We start from the raw sequence: 17,995 nt of genomic DNA, 5'->3' as shown, positions 1-17,995 counted from the left end.
GTCACACCTCTTTCAACGCAAGACCGATGGCACGGTTAAAACGTCCTGAGACGCTGTCGCCATATTCGGTAGTGATGGGTTTCAAAACGAGCGGTGATACCGGGATTGAAAAACGCCCTTCAAAACGGACCTGGAATGTGTACCATTCCTCAAATTCACCATTGCAGATGATATGCGTGATGCCTCTCTCGCCTTCGTTCATGTTATAGCGATAGAAATTGGAAAGCTTCTCGGTTTCAGAAATGATGACGTCCATCAGGGCTGATTGATCAGCAGCCAATGAACTGAATTCCGACAGGTCGACGGGACGCATGAACAACGGGAAATGTTCGTGGAAAATCGACACTGTCATTTTCGAACCGTGAAGATCGATCAGCATGATATGGTCTTCTTCGCTGATGGCATGCTCCATATACGCCAGACGGTATAACGCGAGCGGCGCAATATCGGCAACGACCGGCACCAGCTTTGAATCGCTGAAAGCACGTTCAAAATCCTGGACGACGGATTCTTTCGAAGCGATGATGATGGCTTCCGGGTTGTCCGAATCCTCGTGGTAAGGCACCACATCGAATACGGGATCTTCAAACGGCAGATAAAGCGTCGAACCGATTTCAATGAAGAAATGGCCTTTCAGTTCATCGGCTGCAACATCTTCGGGGTAAGGCACTTTGCGGATAATAACAAATTCGTCAGGGGCGAGGAACCGGACTGACTTTTTGGAGAGTCCCCACTGATTGACAGCCTTATCGAGTACCGAGCCCAGCTCTTCGAAATTGACGATCTTACCGTCTTCAATGATGCCCGCCGGGAGTGGAAACTCCTCGGCAAGGCTCACTTGAAGCGGATCGACCGATTTCAAATCGACATGGCGAATTGCATCTTCTTCTATTGTAATGGTCGCAACACGCGTTTTTCTCGATAAAAACGATAAGGCCATTTTATCAGCTCCTAAAAAAATTGTAATAATTTAATTACCTATTCTACTCAGTCTTCAGTTGCAGGATTAGGTCCGATAGTAAATACTAAATCATTATCTCCACTTCCACGTGTGCTGTTAGGATAACTAGAAATTATCGCTTTAGTTGCCGCTGAAAATGTAATTGTAATTCCATTAAGTTCCTTATTCGTTCCAGTTAATGCATTATTCGTTAAATTCACTTTTACATCATCTTTTTCATCAGTAGTCAAACCAGCAAATGACCCAGCATCTTTAATAAAACCAGCTGTTTCAAGTTGCGCAAGTGAAACTTCATCTCCCGGAATAGCCTCAGTATCATACAATTCTGCAGCATTAATTATGTTAATTGCATCAGATTTAACTGCCCCTACACGTGAATTTTCAATAATACCTGAAATCGCTGGCACTGCAATCGCCGCGATAATTGCCAGAATAACGATTACTGCCAAAAGCTCGATGAGCGTCATCCCTTTTTCGTTTTTCAGTTTCTTTTGCATGAATTTCTTCATTTTTAAAACCCCCATTTTTTATTTTTAGTACTTTATGAGTACGTCTTAAGTATATCAATACCCTGTGATAACACAAGTTATTATTGAAATAATTTACAAAAATTTTATTTAAAACAGTCATAAACAAACTACATATTGTCAATATTTTGAAACATTTCAAACATAGGAAGCATAATTGACATGACTATAGTCCCGACTAGAGCTGCGAGCACGACAATCATCAACGGTTCGATCAAAGCCTTCAATCGATCCGTTTCAGCTTCCACTTCTTTTTCGTAGAAATCGGCCACTTTGTCGAGCATGTGATCGAGCGAGCCGGTCTGTTCCCCGATCAGGATCATATGCGGAATGAGCGGCGGAAATGCCCAATGGTCTTTCATCGGTTCGGTCAAAGATCCGCCACGTTCAAGGTTATCGCGAGATGCCAGGATGACTTTCGACATGACGGCATTGCCGACCACTTTTTCGACCATCGTCAAAGCCTGAAGAATTGGCACGGAACTGGAGAACAGCGAACTCAAGGTTCTCGTCAGACGCGCCAATGCGGATTTTTTCAGGATCCGGCCGAAGATCGGCATCTTCAGCAGCAACGTGTCGAGAATGAAATTTCCCTGCTCATTGCGCCTCATCATCCAGATGGCCAGGAAAATCCCGAAACCGATGAGAACAAGCAAATACCAGTATTGAAGGGTGAAATCACTGGCCATCATGACAATTTGCGTCAGCATCGGCAGTTCTCCGCCAAAGCCTTCGAACATATCGGCGAACATTGGAACAATCGACGACAGCAGGAAAATCACGACGCCGATTGCCAGCACACCCACCACCAGCGGATAGGACATGGCCGATTTCACTTTTTGCCGGGTCTGATAGGCTTTGTCGTAATAAGTTGCCAGACGGTCGAGTGATTCATCGATATTCCCAGACAATTCCCCTGCTTTGATGAGGTTGATCGTCAGCGGTTCGAAAATTTTCGGATGCTTGCGCAGCGAATCCGACAGTGAGTTCCCTTTTCGCAGATCTTCATCGATGCTGACGAGCGTTTTGCGCAGCGGTTTGGATTCCACTTGCTGCGACAGGATCTTTACGGAATCAACGATCGTAACCCCTGCCCGCATCAATGTAGAAAACTGGCGCAGGAACATGATGAACTGATCGCGTTTGACGGGATTGCCGATGACGATATCTTTTTGCAGGGCGGTTGCCGCGATTTCACGAATTTCAATGACGCGCACGCCTTCATCCCGCAATTGCTCAATCGCCTCGCGCCGGTTATCGGCGACAACGACTCCTGCACGGACGCGCTTCCGGTCACGTCCCTCGTATTTAAAACGCGCCATCTTAGTCCTCTCCTTCCAGGAAAGGCTGAGCGATCTGGCGGGTTATTTTCCCCTGGTTCACGAGTTCCTGAACGGAAGTTGACATCATATGCATGCCCGCAGCCCTGTTCGTGAGGATGACGTTCGGTATCTGATGCACTTTTTCCGTGCGGATCAAGTTGGCTACAGCGGGATTGGAAATCAGGATTTCAGTTGCGGCAACGCGTCCTTTGCCATCCGCTGTCGGCAATAATCGTTGTGCGACGACCGCTTTTAAAATACCGCCGAGCTGCGTCCGAATCTGTGATTGTTGTTCCGGCGGAAACACATCGATAATCCGTTCGATGGTGGTGGCGGCGCTCGATGTATGCAGCGTCCCCATCACCAAATGCCCTGTTTCAGCGGCAGTGATGGCAGTCATGATCGTTTCCAGATCCCGCATCTCGCCGACCAGGATGACGTCCGGATCCTGACGCAGCGCAGCCCGCAAGCCATTGGCGAAGGATTTTGTATCAAACCCAACTTCCCTTTGGTCGATGACCGAAGTTCCGTGCTTATGGAGATATTCGATCGGATCTTCCAGGGTGATGATGTGCTTCGTCATTTCTTCATTGATATGGCGGATCATCGCTGCCAAAGTTGTCGATTTTCCGGAACCGGTCGGGCCGGTGACGAGAATCAGCCCTTGATGTGTCTCGGCAAGCTTTTTCAAAATCTGTGGCATTCTCAAGTCGTCGACCGTCGGCACCACCGTTGGAATGGCACGGAATGCGTGGGAAATCGAACCGCGCTGATGGAATGAATTGACCCGGTAACGGCCGACTCCATCGATTGAATAGGAATAATCCATTTCCCCTCTTTCAAGGAAAGTGTCCCATAAAATTTCCGGCATGATCGCTTGGGCAATTTCTTTCGAGTGTAGAGGCGTCATGTTGTCTTCACCATAACGCCGCAACGTGCCGTGCATTCGGAACACTGGCGGAATGCCAGTCGTCAGATGGATATCGGAAACATTCAGTTCCTTGGCTGCAGTTAATACTTTATCGATAAACGTTGTAGTAATTTGCATAAGTTATTCTGCAATCGCAACGCGGAGAACTTCCTCCGTGGTGGTCATGCCCTCCTTCACTTTTAATAATCCGTCATCGATCAGGAAGATGGTGTTGTTTTTCACAGCGATCTCTCGAATTTCTGCTGCTGTGCCGTTGCGGTTGATGACGTTTTTAATGTCTTCATCGACGATCAGCACTTCGTGGATCGCCATACGGCCGCGGTAGCCAGTCATATTGCATTGCGGACAGCCTTTGCCGCGGGCGACAGAATCGATGGTCAGACCGCGTCTGCCGAAAATTTCCTGTTCGCGGATCGTCGCAGGTTCAAGCTTCCGGCAATCACGGCACACTTTCCGGATCAGGCGCTGTGCCACGACGGCATTCAGAGAAGCGGTGACCAGGAACGGTTCGATGCCCATGTCCATGAGTCGCGTGACGGACGCAATCGAATCGTTTGTATGGATCGTGCTCAGCACGAGGTGACCGGTCAATGAAGCGCGGATGGAAATATCCGCCGTTTCTTTATCTCGGATTTCCCCGACCATGACGATATCCGGATCCTGGCGCAGGATGGAACGCAGACCCGCGGCGAACGTCAGCCCGACATTCGAATTCACCTGGATCTGGTTGATGCCTTCCAGCTGATACTCCACTGGATCTTCTACGGTGATGATATTGACTTCTTCGCTGTTGAGTTTATTGAGCGCCGCATAAAGCGTCGATGATTTACCCGAACCGGTCGGACCGGAAATGAGGATGATGCCGTTCGGTTTTTCAATTTCTTTCATGAAACGCTGCATATTCGTCTCGTTAAAGCCGAGTTTTGAAATATCCGTCAGGTTGGCACTCAAATCGAGGATCCGCATAACGATTTTTTCACCAAAAACCGTCGGCAAAGAAGACACGCGCAGATCTATCGGCCGGAAATCGACATTTGTCTTGATGCGGCCATCCTGCGGCACGCGGTTTTCGGTGATATCGAGATTGGCCATAATTTTGATGCGTGCGGTGATCATCTGCTGCATCGTTTTTGGTAAGGTCCGTTCTGTACGCAGAGATCCATCAATACGGTAACGCACCAGCACTTTATTTTCCTGCGGGTCAAAATGGACATCACTGGCTTTTTGCGACACAGCGTTCGACAGGATCTGATTGACGAGCCGCACGATCGGTGCATCGAGGTCATTGAGTTCTTCCTGCTGCTCTTTGGTCACTTCCGGCATATCGTCGAGCAAATCGTCATAGGATTCCTCATCGTAGTATTTCGCGATCGTTTTCATGATATCGTCTTTGGACGCGATGGCCGGCTCGATATTGAAGCCGGTCGTCAGGCGCAGATCGTCGATGGTGATGATATCCATCGGATCTGTCATGGCGATATATAATTTGTCATTTTCCCGCTTCAGCGGCACCAGCATTTTTCGTTTCGCGACTTCTTTCGGCACCATATGGAATAATTTCGGATCGAACGGATATCTGTAAAGGGTGACGTGCGGAATGCCCAATTGCACTTCCAGGGTTTCGATCAATTGCTGCTCGGTGATGATTCCCCGCTGCAGCAATAAATCACCGATTTTCTGTTCCCTCGTTTTATCCACAAGCACGCTTGTCAATTCTTCCTCAGTTAAAAATCCCTGTTCGACCAATAAATCGCCAAGTTTCTTTCTCTCGACTGCCAAATTGCTCCCCCCTTTATAACGGTTAAGCATCAATCTATTTTCCACCTTTGTCGTATTCTTCTTCTTCCTCTTCATGATCCGGTATGCCGTCCAAGTCGGAATCGATGACCGGCTCCTCATCTTCTGGTTGTGTCACAGTGCCGTCCGGATTCGTGACGCTGCCATCCGGATTGGTCACTGTACCATCCGGGTTCGTGATTGTACCATCCGGATTCGTTACTGTCCCGTCTGGATTTGTAACGGTTCCATCCGGATTCGTCACTGGAGCATCCGGGTTGGTGATGGTACCATCGGGATTCGTCACTGTACCATCCGGGTTTGTAATCGTTCCATCCGGATTAGTAACGGTGCCGTCCGGATTTGTTGTGCCTTCCGGCGCTTCCGGTTGGGTCAGCGGATAAACTTCGATGCGGTGAACTGGCGGATAGAAATCCTTCGATACGGACTCTACTTCGATTTCAGAACCGTCCAGCAAAACAACACGCGATACGTCGATAATCACACCGTCAGTGCCTTCTTCATCGATCACTTTTCCTGAAGTCACAAAGGCACTGAACTGCCGAATCAGCCGGGGCTCAAGCTTCTGTTCAGCACCTGTGATGATTTCATAACTGTGGACAAAGGGCATCCCGGCAAGTTTCGCTTCAATTAGTGCAGAATCTGCAGAAAGTTGCAGCTGGAAAGAACTGGCATTCACATTCGTGAAGACAAAATCAATGCCGAGACTTCGGTTGATTGCCGCTTCCTGCCCAAGAGGAACCGAAGTTGGAACCGTTGTACCGACACTTCTTTCGTCGACCAAAAAATTGGATTGTAAAACGATTGTATAAATCGCAGACGCAATTTCCGTCAGGTCTTCATCCGTTACATCAGCCGGTTGCATTTCATTGATAAAATCAAGGAGTGAAAATTGCGTGCCTGCTTCAATCGTATAATTGCTTAACGCATTGACGACTTCCTGTGCTCCGGAACTTGTGAATGAATGATTCCACGAAGTTTCTGAAACGGTTTCAGAACTCACACTTAAAGTGTCATCACTGATGGTTACAGTTGTTTGGGCCTGGCCAGATTGCAAGGCAAGTTCGAGCTTCTCGTTAATAGCCATCACATCGTCCGCTGAAAAAATGGCGACCGGAAATTGCTGGTTTAAAAATGTGCGGGTGGTGTCTTCAGATAATTGGAAGACGAAATCGTTTTGTGCGCCTGTCTGCGCATTCGCAACGGTCTCATCCAAAAGAATCTCCGCATTTTCGAGCGGATAAGAAGCAGTAACATCCTGATACGTCACAAAGAGTTCTGCGGTCGAGCGCCAGGATTCCACTTTACCCGAAAACAGCATACGGGCTTCCGTTAATTCCAGATTCGATACATCCGTCGTACCGATATAAGTATTGCCCCCGAACTCTTCAACCGGGAACAGCCATTGGTCGGCAGCAAACGAGCCGGCATTGGCAGCGCCAAAAATAAGAAGCGCAGAAGAACTGATCGTCAATAAGGTCTTGCCAAAAATTTGATTATCCAACTTAACGCTCCTCTCCGCTCACACCGATTGTCTGCATGGCAAATGATTTTTTCTCAGGTTCCTGTTCATTGTAAAGTGAAGGTGCCGATTCCTTTTGTGCAGGAGTTTCTTCTATAGTATCCTTCTGCAGCTGAACCGGTGTATGCTGCCGCTGTTTTCTCTCTTCGGCAATGCGGCGTTTCTCCGCTTTTTCCGTCTCATCGATTTTTGCAAAGACGATCGCCCCGATCATCGAAATCGCCACGATGGCAAGAATCGGCACATAAAAGGCCAGTTCAAGGAATTGAAGGAAAACGGAAATGAATGCAGCAGCCACAATGGTGCCGGCCACCAGCATCCGCTTCGGAAGCGGCGTCGCTTGGAAATTGAAATATGTCAGCGGCAGGATGATTGCCGCTACCATGACGGTGATTAAAATTTGGATCATGTAAATCCTCCTAAGTCGTTCGTGATCGTTTCTCTATTAGTACTCCACTTCGAGATCAATATCCGGGTCAGTAACGTATGGCACAGGAATATCCGTAATTTCATTAACTGATTCAGTTACTGTCACACCGCAGCTGCTTAAGAAATTCGTGTAGTTATTAAACCCTTCCACATACAGAAAGGTTCTCTTAGCTGAACTCAATCCTTCGCCTGCAGGCAAGATAAATTCGTCGCCTTGGTAGTCTTTCGTGTAGTAGATGATCTGGCCAGTAGCATCATCACCTTTAAACTCCACTTTGTCCCTTAAAGCTTCCCAATCATCTTTATCTATCCGGTCCATATCAAAGCATATCAGCCCATTATCTCCGATAGTAACTTTCCCATTAAAGTCCATTACTCCATCATCAACAGCAATATCTGTATCCCTGCCCAGTATCAGCAGGTTCGTATTCTCTAGTCCTTGTCCGTGCATATGTTTGTTAACAGTTAATTCTCTCATGATAATTGTTTGAGACTTAATCTCTTCATCGGAGCTATCATTCTTCTTCCCCGGGTTCTGAAATTGGTCCACTTGGAAGTGACCGTCTATGATCAGATTGGCATTGTTTAAGTTATTCATGTTTCCGTTATTGCCAACTAAACCTGTATCACCGGCACTGACAACTACTGTGATTCCTCCGATATCTACGGAATTGCATTGAGACTTGCCTCCGCAAACATTCTTGTTGAAGCTTGGAATAAACACTGTGAATTTCTCCGGATCCTGGCCTTTGCTTTTCAGCCAGTCAACAAAGGATTCCACTGAATCATTTATATCCAACTCACAGTCAAAAGTTGCCGGCTCGACTCCTGGTACAATTTCGCTTTTCAACGCTTCACATGTTTTTCCTGTGGAGTCCCCAAGAAATATATCATCGTATTCAAGGTCCTGTACTTTGGTGACGGTATTCACTGTCAGTTTATTTTCAGCCGACAGGAATGTATCCGGAACTTCAATTGTAAAAATCCCCTTCAATTCTTTCGTTGTCAGATTTGACTTGCCATTAAGCGTCAGTTTGACTTCGAGGGAGCTGATCTCTTCATACCAGGGAAGCGTTGGAGAAGGTGGATTGTTTTTGTCCAAAGGAAGAGGCGGTTGAGTTTGTGTAATATCTTTTCCATCAACATCGCGATCAATCATTTCCACTTGCTTGACGGTAAACTGTGAATCTACTGAAGGAAAAGGAGTCTTCTCATGCCCCACTAATGAACCGACTTTTTTATAAATTTCATCGACAAATTTTTCTTTCATGTCTTTATTGATTTGCTGCTCCAATACATCGAGTTCTTCCTGTGTATCACAGTTTGAATTACCGGAATTAAAGCATTCCACCAGAGTTTTTATTTCATCTTGCGTCTCTTCTATGATTGCTGATTTAATAATGCCAATTTCACGCTGAAAATCTGCCGAATGGTATTTTACGCCCATCTCAGCTGACGCAACCGCCTGATTGGAGGTATCCACCGTTTGTTCCTGCTTCGCATTGCTCAAGGATCCTGCCATAAATGTAGCTGCAATACCCATAAACAACAACACCATCAACAACACTACCAGAAGCGCGTAACCTTGCTGGTTCTTCACTTGGTTCATCTCGGTCGACCTCCTTCAGTTGGAATTGGTCAATAATCTGGAAAGCGTCGTCTCAATTGTCAACGACCTATTGTCATTGTTCAGATCTGTAATTTTCAAGGTGATTTCTGTGTGCTCACTCTCAGGTCTCAAATCGACAAAAATTACCGGATTTACAATAGAAGTATCAACAACAACCTCATTGACAATACTGCCGGTGAAATTGTATTTGCTGTGGATTTCATTCAGTTCACAATCGCCATTTTCATCGCACGAGTCGATCTTCAACTGGTCGTCTTCAAAAATAATGCTGTATTTTTCACTGCCCCGATGCGCTGCCATCAGACTGGACACCATCAAATTCACGTCCTGCTGCATGATCGTTTTGCTGGTTTCACCCGCTCCGTGACGCATGCCGATTGAGATGGAAGACCAGGCTATAATTGCGATAATCGAAACCAGTGACAGTCCGGCTATCAATTCCACCAAAGTGATTCCTTTTTGATTCAGCTTCATTCTATCCACCCCCACTGACTGGAAGAGGTTCATTGATCGCACTGTATGTGATGTACGAAAACGTTTCGCTGCTCATTTGAAAACTGCCATTGGCGGCCGGTGATTCTTTATAAAGTTTCAAATGGACTTTATATAATTTGTCCCGCTCCGCCGCTTCGCAGTTTCCTGCAGTCGGCGGTTCGGAACCAATCAAAGCATCATTCAGAAACTCTTCACATTTCATATATACATCCACTTCGTATAAATAATCACCTGTTCTATGGAAGCGAACAGTATCTGCAGGACCGGGTGACGTACTTTCGGAATAACCCAGCTCTGCCATTTCGTATTTTAATTTTTCTTCTTTCAGATATTCAGGAACGTTCGTTTCCGGAATCTCCGGATCCGACAAAATCACTTTATGCCATTTGTCCTGAGTTGTAATTTCCACCATTTCCTGCCGGGCCAAATTCATTGTGTCCAGCTTCGTTCCCGTTTTTTCATTGAATAATGTCATTTGCGGGAAAATCGTCATGATGCCCACGAACAAAATGCCGAGAATAACTAAGGCTGCCAATACTTCGACTAAAGTTAAGCCTTTTTCGTTGCTGTCCCAGGATCTTTTCATGACGAACCCCCCACAAGTTATACAATATTTTATTTCCTTTTAATGGAAATAAAACCTTTCTATAGTTTCAAATCTATATTAATAACATTATTACACTTATATTACGGTTCTGCACTATATTTTTGCATATTATTATTCGTAATTTCCTAAATAAGTATCAATTTCCATTTTTAATTAATAAAAAAACCGCAAAACCGGAATGATTCCGGCTTTGCAGTCTTATTTCGTATAGGCAGCCACTTTGTTGCGTCCTGCCTGTTTCGCACCGATATAGAGGGCGCGGTCAGCGTTGCGTATCATCGCCATGCCATCGTCACTGTCATCCGGCGCGGATGACACGCCGATGCTCATCGTGATTTTAATCGGGATTGTGCTGCGGTCTTCGTCCAGGTCGCTCTGGATCATGAATTCGCGCTTCTCAATTTCTTTGCGGATATTTTCTGCAAACAGCATGGCAATATCCTTATTGTAGTTTGGCAGCAATACCACAAATTCTTCGCCGCCATAGCGTGCGATGGTGCCTTCCTTGCCAACGATTTCCTTCAGAAGATTTGCTAAGTCAATCAATATTTCATTGCCGCTCTGGTGGCCATATTTATCATTGATACCTTTAAAATGGTCGATATCCATCATGACTACAGACAGATTGCGCAATTCCCCGCTGTTGACTTTCACCATGCATTTCTCAAGAGCTTCGTCGAGATAGCGGTAATTATACAATTTAGTCAAACCGCAGCGCTCACTTTTCGCGATGGCTTTCTGGATCAAACTCGCCTTCTCCAATGAAACCGCGAAATAAGTACTGAGGATGTCCAGAATCTGCAACTGGTGATGGACGAATGCATGTTTCCTTTTTGAACCAAGGACCAGCACACCTTCGATTTTATTGTTCCGGGAAATGGGTGTCGCCATCAGGCTTTCCGTATCGCCCGGCATATAGCCGCTCGCTATTCCCTTCCATTGTGCTTTGTTGTCGTATATATAGGAAGTGTTATGTATGATGACGCTTCCGGCAATTCCTTTATTGTATTGAACCGGTTCAACAGTCAGCGGTTGGAATTCGTCGTGCTCAAACATACGCAGCATGATCAGTTTGCCGTCACGGTAATCGATTACATAGGCATAATCGACCTGGAAAAGATCTGCCACCTGGATGACGAACTGATCCAGCACTTCATCCGACGAAAGCCGGGCTGCCAGCTGATGCCCGATCTCTCCCGCTTTCTTCAGATCACTGTTGACTTTCTCAGAATTATTGTACATCCGCATAATGGCGGTCATGGTAAAGAATGGAACGCCGAGGAGCAGGAGCGCAGTCAAACCGATATAGGTTTCTGAAATGTACAGGGCAATCGCAAGTGGAAACACCAGAAGCGTTATGGAAAAATCCCAGATGGTATCAATTGAAAAGAAGTTTTTGTGCTCTCCAAGGATCCTTACGTAGACGTAAAGTATAATTTGATTGGACATGACTGAAACGATTTGGAAAAGCAGGCCGTAAAGCAGAATATGGCCCAAGTCCACCGAACCGATCTGTCCCCCGGCAAACAGGAAAGTTAATCCTGCCAGACTGGAAATCGCAAAAAACATCATTGAATTGAACGGAATCCGGATGCTCAGGCTTTCTGAGGTACGAAGCCTCAATATGACAATCAGCATCGTGATCTGCGAGAGAATGACTTCCGCAAACAAGCCGAATTTCAGGAACACGGCGACAGTCAGCCATTGCACCAGATAAGTGGGCACCCCGTTTATGTTCATCGGAAGCAGGCAGGCAAGAATAAAGAACAAGAGGTAAGCTGCTGCATCGGCAAAAGAAATCGATGGCGGTGGATAATATTGATAGATGAGATATAATCCGGGCGGAACAAAAAGAGCCCAAAGCGTCCACAGAACGACTTTTCTTTTAAGTATATTATCCATAGCATAACTCCCTTACTGGTTCTCCCTATGCCAAAGAAATGTTCATTAATCGGGTCTGTAAAGCTCGAACATCGAATAATTCTGTTTTCTGAGGATTGCCAAAAGATAAAGCGAACCTGTGACTATTGTCACTTCTTTTTTACTCGTTACAGGTAATATATCATAATCATTTTGAATTGTCTTTACATTACTGTCACTTTTTGAAAATAAAGTTTTCGCCGGCAAAGCGCGGTCATTGTCGAAGTCCAGAAATGTAAAGTGGTCACTGATGGTTTCGAGTTTTTCCAGGATCTTTACATGGTCCTTATCCTTCAACAAGCCCATCACCACATGGATTTCCCGATTTGGATAAGTCTCTTTTACAGTCCGTATAAGCGCATCAATGCTCGCCTCATTATGGGCGCCGTCAAAGATGACATCCGGAAACACTTCTTCGAAACGGAACGGCATCCTGGTTTTTCTCAATCCATTTATTGCTAATTGATCTTTAAATTGGAATTCAAGCAGTTTTTTCGTCGTTATGTAAGCTAAATTTGCATTGGCTTTCTGATGCTCTCCTTTCAGTTGCAACGCACCTTCGAATAGGCCTTTGGACTTTGTTAATTGCGCTTTCATTTTTTCAGCAGTAGTGCGGATGACCTTGTCAGCCGCTTCCGGTAAGTCTCCAATTGCTGCCGGCTTATCTTTTTTTATGATTCCGGCTTTGTGCCAGGCGATTTCTTCGATGGTTTCCCCCAGAAAATTCGTATGTTCCAATCCTATGCTTGGGATGACGGAAATCAGTGGATCGATGACATTCGTGCTGTCGAATCTGCCGCCCATCCCTGCTTCGATGATCGCATAATCCGTTTTTGTTTTATTGAATATCAGAAAAGCTGCTGCCGTCAGCAATTCAAAATCAGTCAAAGGCGTATTGATTTTCGACAGCTGTTCGAATGCTACATCAAAATCTTCCCCAGTTACGGGCTGCCGATCAATTTGAATCTGATCATGCACGTCTTCTATGGCCGGCGAGAAAAAATTACCGACTTTCTTGCCGTGCTCCATCAGGATGGCTGCAATAAAAGCTGCGGTGGAACCTTTGCCGTTGGTACCGGCGATATGGATGAAATGCTGCTCCTTCTCGGGATGGCCCAATTCTTTGAGTGCCTGCTGAATCGCGTCCAACCCGGGTTTAATTGCGTCCTCAGACACGATATTCCATTTATCTTTATAATAGTCGAGTCCAGTAATCATCAAAAACCTCTTTTCCGATCTTAAACATGATACAATTTTTTTATAATTATAGCATGAAGGTGGAATGAAAATGGCGGTTTGCTGGATCATATATAATGGTAGTTTAATTTCCGAAAAATTCATCGACCAGGCCGAATTGGTAGCGGAAGCAGCAGCCAGAGCGGGCGTCGAAGCACGTATCATGAAAAATAATGATACCCTAATGGACCTGTCCTCCGGGATGGAGCTGCCCGATTTCGCGGTCATGCTCGATAAAGATATCCTCCTCGGTTATTTTCTGAAGAGCCGCGGCGTTCCGGTCTATAACGATCCTGCAATCATCGACCTGTGCGACAATAAAGCCAAGCAATACATAGCACTGGCATCTGCCGAACTCGCGATGCCCGTGACTATCATCGCTCCCAAGGTCTATCCCGCCTTCTCAATCCGCGAGTCCGGATATTTCGAGTTGGTGCTGGAGCGGCTCGGTTTACCGATGATCATCAAAGAAGGCCACGGGTCATTCGGCATGAAAGTTTACCTGATCGAAACCGAAGAACAGTTTTTCGAAAAAGTGGAAGCACTCCGCGGCATCGACTTTGTGTTTCAGGAATTCATCGAATCAAGCCGGGGCCGCGACATCCGCGTCAATATTGTCGGCGGCGAAATCGTTGCGGCGATGTACCGGGAATCGAAAACCGATTTCCGCGCCAATATTTCAAATGGCGGTGAAGCCTCGCCTATCGATTTAACAGAAGAACAAAAAGTGCTTGCCATTGCGGCAGCCCGGGCCACCGGTGCCATTTTTGCAGGTGTCGACCTGTTATTTGATGTTGACGAACAGCCGCTGGTCTGTGAAGTGAACGCCGCCGCCCATATCCGCAATATCCTGAATGTCACCGGCATCAATGTCGCTGATGCAATGATCGCTTATATACTGGAGGACTTGCGATGATCCTACTGTACGAAACGGGTGATGCCCAGCGGAATGGAGCTTTTATCCTGGAACTTCAGAAGTTTGCCGATTTCGAACTGGTTTGCTGGGACAATTGGACAGATGAAGGATTGTTTGAGTTGGCCGGCAAATTGCAGGGGCAGACAGTGTTATTCCGCTGCAGGCGTCCTTCAGCGGCCAGATTTCTCGAAGATAATGGCATACGCCTCGTCAACCGGGCAGAAGTGAACCGGATCGCCAACGATAAATGGCAGAGCTATCAGCTATTTTTGATGTTGAGCGTTCCGGCTATTCCGACTTACAGAACGCCACAAGAATTCCCGTGTGTTGCGAAAACGGTTGATGGCCATGGGGGCAGCGAAGTGGAGATCATCAATAATCCTGACTCCTCGAAGAAGTTCAAATCTGAAGTCATCTTTCAGCCTGTGATTCCTCATATTTCCGATGTGCGCGCTTATGTCATTGGCAATGAAGTAGTAGGTGCGGTGAAGAGAAGCTCCAAGGATTCCTTCAAAAAGAACTTTTCTTTAGGTGCGGATGTTGAAAAATACACGTTGGATTCAATTCAGGAAATAGAAATTCTAAAAATTGCACGTGCCTTGAAAGCCGATTACATCGGCGTCGACTTCCTGCTCCTCGAAGACGGCCGCCACCTGTTCAACGAAATCGAAGACCCGGTCGGCGCACGTTCCTACTACCAAACGCATGATGAGAATATTGCCGAGTTGCTGGTGCGGCATGTCGATAAAAAGTACGGGTGACAGTCACTCACATAATTTGGAAACAAATCAAAAACCCCGAGCACCTTCTATTAATACAGAAGGTGCTCGGGGTTACTTTATGTTCTTTTTCTATAAGCTCACATCTTCAGGGAAAGGATTCTCTAAAGATATGGAGCAAAAAAGCGCAGACGCCCAGGGGTCAAGCGAAGTGCTGAGATCCACTCGGGCGAAGTGCAACGAGCACGAGTTAGCTCAGCGCAAGCCCCCAGGCAAGCGCAGCTTTTTTGCGGAATATCGGCTATTATAGATAGCTTTTAAAGATTCTTCAATTCCTCAATGCGTTTTTCCACAGTCGAGTGTTTCTCGATGTAGTCCGCTTCTTTCGCACGCTCTTCCGCAACAACCGCTTCCGGCGCTTTGGACACAAACCGTTCGTTCGACAATTTCCCTTGAACGAGCTTGACTTCCTTCGCCCATTTCCCGAGTTCCTTGTCCAAACGTGCAAGCTCTGCATCAATATCGATGAGGCCTTCCAGCGGCATGAACAATTCGGCGCCGGATACGACAGCCGACATCGATTTTTCTGGAGCCGGTATGTCCTGTGCAATCGTCAGCGTTTCCGTGTTGCAGAAACGCTCGATGTACGCAGAATTCGCTTCCAGCACCTCATGCGTTCCGGCGTCTTTCGCCAGGATCGTGAGCGGCACTTTCTTGCTCATCGGCGACTGCACTTCTGCACGGATTGTACGTACGGATTTGATTACGTCCACCAGCAGCTTCATACTTGAAGACCGGCTTTGATCAGTCAATGAAGCGTCCACTTTCGGCCACTCGGCAATCGTGATTGATTCGCCTTTGGTCGGCAGGTTCTGCCAGATCTCTTCTGTAATGAACGGCATCAACGGATGCAATAAACGCATCGTGTTATCGAGTACATAAGCGAGAACCGAACGGGTCATCTTTTTCGCTTCTTCGTCTTCCCCGTATAACGGCAACTTGGCCATTTCGATATACCAGTCACAGAAATCATCCCAGATGAAGTTATAAAGCAAGCGGCCCACTTCACCGAACTCATAGCGCTCAGCCAGTGACGTCACTCCTTCGATTGTTTCATTGAGACGGGTCAGAATCCACGAATCAGCAACAGATTTCTTACCGCTTAAATCGATTTCCTCATATTTCATGCCTTCCATGTTCATCAGTGCAAAACGGGAAGCATTCCAGATTTTATTGGCAAAGTTCCAAACGCTCTCCACTTTCTCCATCGAGAAGCGAAGATCCTGCCCCGGTGACGAAGCCGTTGCCAGGAAATAACGCAGGGAATCAGCGCCGTATTGTTCGATGACGTCCATCGGGTCAACGCCGTTGCCAAGCGATTTCGACATCTTGCGTCCTTCTGCATCACGCACAAGGCCGTGAATCAATACATCATCGAACGGTTTTTCTCCGGTGAATTCGAGCGCCTGGAAAATCATGCGCGATACCCAGAAATTGATGATGTCATAACCCGTTACCAGCACATCGGTCGGATAGTATTTCTTCAACTCATCGTTGTCTTCCGGCCAGCCGAGCGTCGAAAACGGCCATAGCGCTGACGAGAACCACGTATCCAGCACATCTTCGTCCTGCGTCCAGTTCTCAGCGTCCGCCGGTGCCTCGTGCCCTACGTAAATTTCGCCGGTTTCGTTATGGTACCAGGCCGGAATCTGATGGCCCCACCACAATTGACGTGAAATACACCAGTCGCGAATGTTTTCCATCCAATGAAGGTAAGTTTTCTCAAAACGGTCAGGTACGAAATTAACGCCGTTTTCATCCTTCTGCAGATCAACCGATTTCTGCGCAAGCGGCTTCATATCAACAAACCACTGCGTGGATAGGTAAGGTTCAACAACTGCCCCGCTGCGTTCGGAATGGCCTACCGAATGCAAATGCTCTTCAATTTTGAATAAAACGTCCATATCCTGCAGATCTTTGATGATTTGCTTGCGGCATTCGAAGCGGTCCATACCTTCATACTTGCCGGCGTTTTCATTCATCGTGCCGTCTTCGTGCATGATGAGAACGCGTTCGAGATTGTGGCGATTGCCGATTTCAAAATCATTCGGGTCATGTGCCGGGGTGATTTTCACCGCGCCGCTTCCGAATTCCATATCGACGTAATCATCCGCCACAATTTCCATTTCGCGGCCGATAATCGGAAGCGTTACGGTTTTTCCGACCAAATGCTTGTAGCGTTCATCTTTCGGGTGAACCGCTACCGCAGTATCGCCGAGCATCGTCTCCGGTCGCGTTGTCGCGATTTCGATGTGGCCGCTGCCGTCTGTCAGCGGGTAGCGCATATGATAAAAGCCGCCCTGCACATCTTTGTAGATAACTTCGATGTCGGAAATGGCGGTTTTCGTTGCCGGATCCCAGTTGATGATGTATTTGCCGCGGTAGATCAATTTCTTTTCATACAGTTTAACAAAAACTTCACGAACCGCTTTTGACAAGCCGTCATCCAGCGTAAAGCGTTCACGGGAGTAATCAAGACCAAGGCCAAGCTTCGACCATTGCTGGCGGATATGCCCCGCATATTCCTCTTTCCACTTCCATGATTCTTCGAGGAACGCTTCACGTCCGAGGTCATAGCGTGAACGCCCTTCCTCTTTCAGCTTGCCTTCCACTTTCGCCTGCGTCGCGATTCCGGCGTGGTCCATGCCCGGCAGCCACAAAGCGTCGTATCCCTGCATGCGTTTCATGCGCGTCAGGATGTCCTGCAGCGTCGTATCCCAGGCGTGGCCCAGGTGGAGTTTGCCTGTAACGTTCGGCGGTGGAATCACAATCGTGTATGGTGTTTTGCCGCTTTCCGGCTGTGCTTCGAAATACTTGTTGTCGATCCACCAATCATAACGCCCTTTTTCAATCGATTGCGGATCATACTTGGTCGACATAGTTTCTGTCATTGAAATTCCTCCTCTTTGGGTCGCTGCGGGTT

15 protein-coding genes are annotated in these 17,995 nt (G+C 46.9%); 2 read left to right on the top strand and 13 right to left on the bottom strand.

What is annotated here, in order from left to right; all coding sequences use genetic code 11:
- Position 1 precedes the first annotated feature (1 nt).
- The 12 genes from pilM to ACFQ1X_RS03480 all read right to left on the bottom strand — a co-directional run bounded on the left by pilM (position 2) and on the right by ACFQ1X_RS03480 (position 13,359).
- A complete protein-coding gene (pilM, locus tag ACFQ1X_RS03535; RefSeq protein WP_144839024.1) occupies positions 2-940 on the bottom strand; it encodes a type IV pilus biogenesis protein PilM in 939 nt (312 codons plus the stop codon).
- 47 nt (positions 941-987) lie between these two features.
- Complete coding sequence (locus ACFQ1X_RS03530) at positions 988-1,470, bottom strand: prepilin-type N-terminal cleavage/methylation domain-containing protein (RefSeq protein ID WP_144839022.1); 483 nt, start codon at positions 1,468-1,470, stop codon at positions 988-990.
- A gap of 128 nt (positions 1,471-1,598) precedes the next feature.
- The gene (locus tag ACFQ1X_RS03525; RefSeq protein WP_144839020.1) at positions 1,599-2,810 is read right to left on the bottom strand and encodes a type II secretion system F family protein; all 1,212 of its coding nucleotides are present in this window, start codon (positions 2,808-2,810) and stop codon (positions 1,599-1,601) included.
- Between the two features lies 1 nt (position 2,811).
- Positions 2,812-3,858, bottom strand: a complete 1,047-nt coding sequence (locus ACFQ1X_RS03520) for a type IV pilus twitching motility protein PilT (RefSeq protein WP_144839018.1) — start codon at positions 3,856-3,858, stop codon at positions 2,812-2,814.
- A gap of 3 nt (positions 3,859-3,861) precedes the next feature.
- Positions 3,862-5,520 (bottom strand): GspE/PulE family protein, encoded by a 1,659-nt coding sequence (locus ACFQ1X_RS03515; protein WP_379081375.1) that lies wholly within the window; start codon positions 5,518-5,520, stop codon positions 3,862-3,864.
- Between the two features lie 34 nt (positions 5,521-5,554).
- The gene (locus tag ACFQ1X_RS03510) at positions 5,555-7,042 is read right to left on the bottom strand and encodes a VanW family protein (protein WP_144839014.1); all 1,488 of its coding nucleotides are present in this window, start codon (positions 7,040-7,042) and stop codon (positions 5,555-5,557) included.
- Position 7,043: 1 nt separating this feature from the next.
- Complete coding sequence (locus ACFQ1X_RS03505; RefSeq protein WP_144839012.1) at positions 7,044-7,469, bottom strand: hypothetical protein; 426 nt, start codon at positions 7,467-7,469, stop codon at positions 7,044-7,046.
- A 36-nt stretch (positions 7,470-7,505) separates the two neighbouring features.
- Positions 7,506-9,098, bottom strand: a complete 1,593-nt coding sequence (locus ACFQ1X_RS03500; protein ID WP_144839010.1) for a hypothetical protein — start codon at positions 9,096-9,098, stop codon at positions 7,506-7,508.
- A gap of 15 nt (positions 9,099-9,113) precedes the next feature.
- Positions 9,114-9,593 (bottom strand): prepilin-type N-terminal cleavage/methylation domain-containing protein, encoded by a 480-nt coding sequence (locus tag ACFQ1X_RS03495; protein ID WP_379081370.1) that lies wholly within the window; start codon positions 9,591-9,593, stop codon positions 9,114-9,116.
- Position 9,594: 1 nt separating this feature from the next.
- Entirely contained in the window at positions 9,595-10,200 is a 606-nt protein-coding gene (locus ACFQ1X_RS03490; protein WP_144839006.1) for a type IV pilus modification PilV family protein, read from the bottom strand.
- A 219-nt stretch (positions 10,201-10,419) separates the two neighbouring features.
- Positions 10,420-12,123 carry a sensor domain-containing diguanylate cyclase gene (locus ACFQ1X_RS03485; protein WP_144839003.1) on the bottom strand — a complete coding sequence of 568 codons (1,704 nt, stop codon included), beginning with the start codon at positions 12,121-12,123 and terminating at the stop codon, positions 10,420-10,422.
- Positions 12,124-12,168: 45 nt separating this feature from the next.
- Positions 12,169-13,359 carry a bifunctional folylpolyglutamate synthase/dihydrofolate synthase gene (locus ACFQ1X_RS03480; protein WP_144839001.1) on the bottom strand — a complete coding sequence of 397 codons (1,191 nt, stop codon included), beginning with the start codon at positions 13,357-13,359 and terminating at the stop codon, positions 12,169-12,171.
- 70 nt (positions 13,360-13,429) lie between these two features.
- Here ACFQ1X_RS03480 and ACFQ1X_RS03475 point away from each other — a divergent pair, with 70 nt between their 5' ends.
- Both ACFQ1X_RS03475 and ACFQ1X_RS03470 read left to right on the top strand, forming a co-directional pair.
- The gene (locus ACFQ1X_RS03475) at positions 13,430-14,293 is read left to right on the top strand and encodes an ATP-grasp domain-containing protein (protein ID WP_144838999.1); all 864 of its coding nucleotides are present in this window, start codon (positions 13,430-13,432) and stop codon (positions 14,291-14,293) included.
- On the top strand, positions 14,290-15,054 hold the full coding sequence (locus tag ACFQ1X_RS03470) for an ATP-grasp domain-containing protein (RefSeq protein WP_144838997.1): 765 nt from the start codon (positions 14,290-14,292) through the stop codon (positions 15,052-15,054). Before ACFQ1X_RS03475 ends, ACFQ1X_RS03470 begins: the two co-directional genes overlap by 4 nt.
- A gap of 275 nt (positions 15,055-15,329) precedes the next feature.
- Here the strand turns inward: ACFQ1X_RS03470 and ACFQ1X_RS03465 are convergent, their stop codons facing one another.
- Positions 15,330-17,963, bottom strand: coding sequence for a valine--tRNA ligase (locus ACFQ1X_RS03465; RefSeq protein ID WP_144838995.1), 2,634 nt, complete (start codon positions 17,961-17,963; stop codon positions 15,330-15,332).
- Positions 17,964-17,995 lie beyond the last annotated feature (32 nt).

The sequence above is a fragment of the Metaplanococcus flavidus genome, from assembly GCF_042675885.1.
GTDB classification, from domain to species: Bacteria; Bacillota; Bacilli; order Bacillales_A; family Planococcaceae; genus Planococcus; species Planococcus flavidus.
The sequence above is the reverse complement of the archived record's forward strand: the minus strand, read 5'-3'. Positions and strand labels throughout refer to the sequence as shown.

What these genes read in the sequence shown, in the direction of transcription:
- ACFQ1X_RS03530 (WP_144839022.1), bottom strand. Translation starts at nt 1,470, where the DNA reads ATGAAGAAATTCATGCAAAAGAAACTGAAAAACGAAAAAGGGATGACG.
- ACFQ1X_RS03525 (WP_144839020.1), bottom strand. Translation starts at nt 2,810, where the DNA reads ATGGCGCGTTTTAAATACGAGGGACGTGACCGGAAGCGCGTCCGTGCA.
- ACFQ1X_RS03470 (WP_144838997.1), top strand. Translation starts at nt 14,290, where the DNA reads ATGATCCTACTGTACGAAACGGGTGATGCCCAGCGGAATGGAGCTTTT.
- ACFQ1X_RS03500 (WP_144839010.1), bottom strand. Translation starts at nt 9,098, where the DNA reads ATGAACCAAGTGAAGAACCAGCAAGGTTACGCGCTTCTGGTAGTGTTG.
- ACFQ1X_RS03490 (WP_144839006.1), bottom strand. Translation starts at nt 10,200, where the DNA reads ATGAAAAGATCCTGGGACAGCAACGAAAAAGGCTTAACTTTAGTCGAA.
- pilM (WP_144839024.1), bottom strand. Translation starts at nt 940, where the DNA reads ATGGCCTTATCGTTTTTATCGAGAAAAACGCGTGTTGCGACCATTACA.
- ACFQ1X_RS03480 (WP_144839001.1), bottom strand. Translation starts at nt 13,359, where the DNA reads ATGATTACTGGACTCGACTATTATAAAGATAAATGGAATATCGTGTCT.
- ACFQ1X_RS03495 (WP_379081370.1), bottom strand. Translation starts at nt 9,593, where the DNA reads ATGAAGCTGAATCAAAAAGGAATCACTTTGGTGGAATTGATAGCCGGA.
- ACFQ1X_RS03485 (WP_144839003.1), bottom strand. Translation starts at nt 12,123, where the DNA reads ATGGATAATATACTTAAAAGAAAAGTCGTTCTGTGGACGCTTTGGGCT.
- ACFQ1X_RS03465 (WP_144838995.1), bottom strand. Translation starts at nt 17,963, where the DNA reads ATGACAGAAACTATGTCGACCAAGTATGATCCGCAATCGATTGAAAAA.
- ACFQ1X_RS03475 (WP_144838999.1), top strand. Translation starts at nt 13,430, where the DNA reads ATGGCGGTTTGCTGGATCATATATAATGGTAGTTTAATTTCCGAAAAA.
- ACFQ1X_RS03505 (WP_144839012.1), bottom strand. Translation starts at nt 7,469, where the DNA reads ATGATCCAAATTTTAATCACCGTCATGGTAGCGGCAATCATCCTGCCG.
- ACFQ1X_RS03520 (WP_144839018.1), bottom strand. Translation starts at nt 3,858, where the DNA reads ATGCAAATTACTACAACGTTTATCGATAAAGTATTAACTGCAGCCAAG.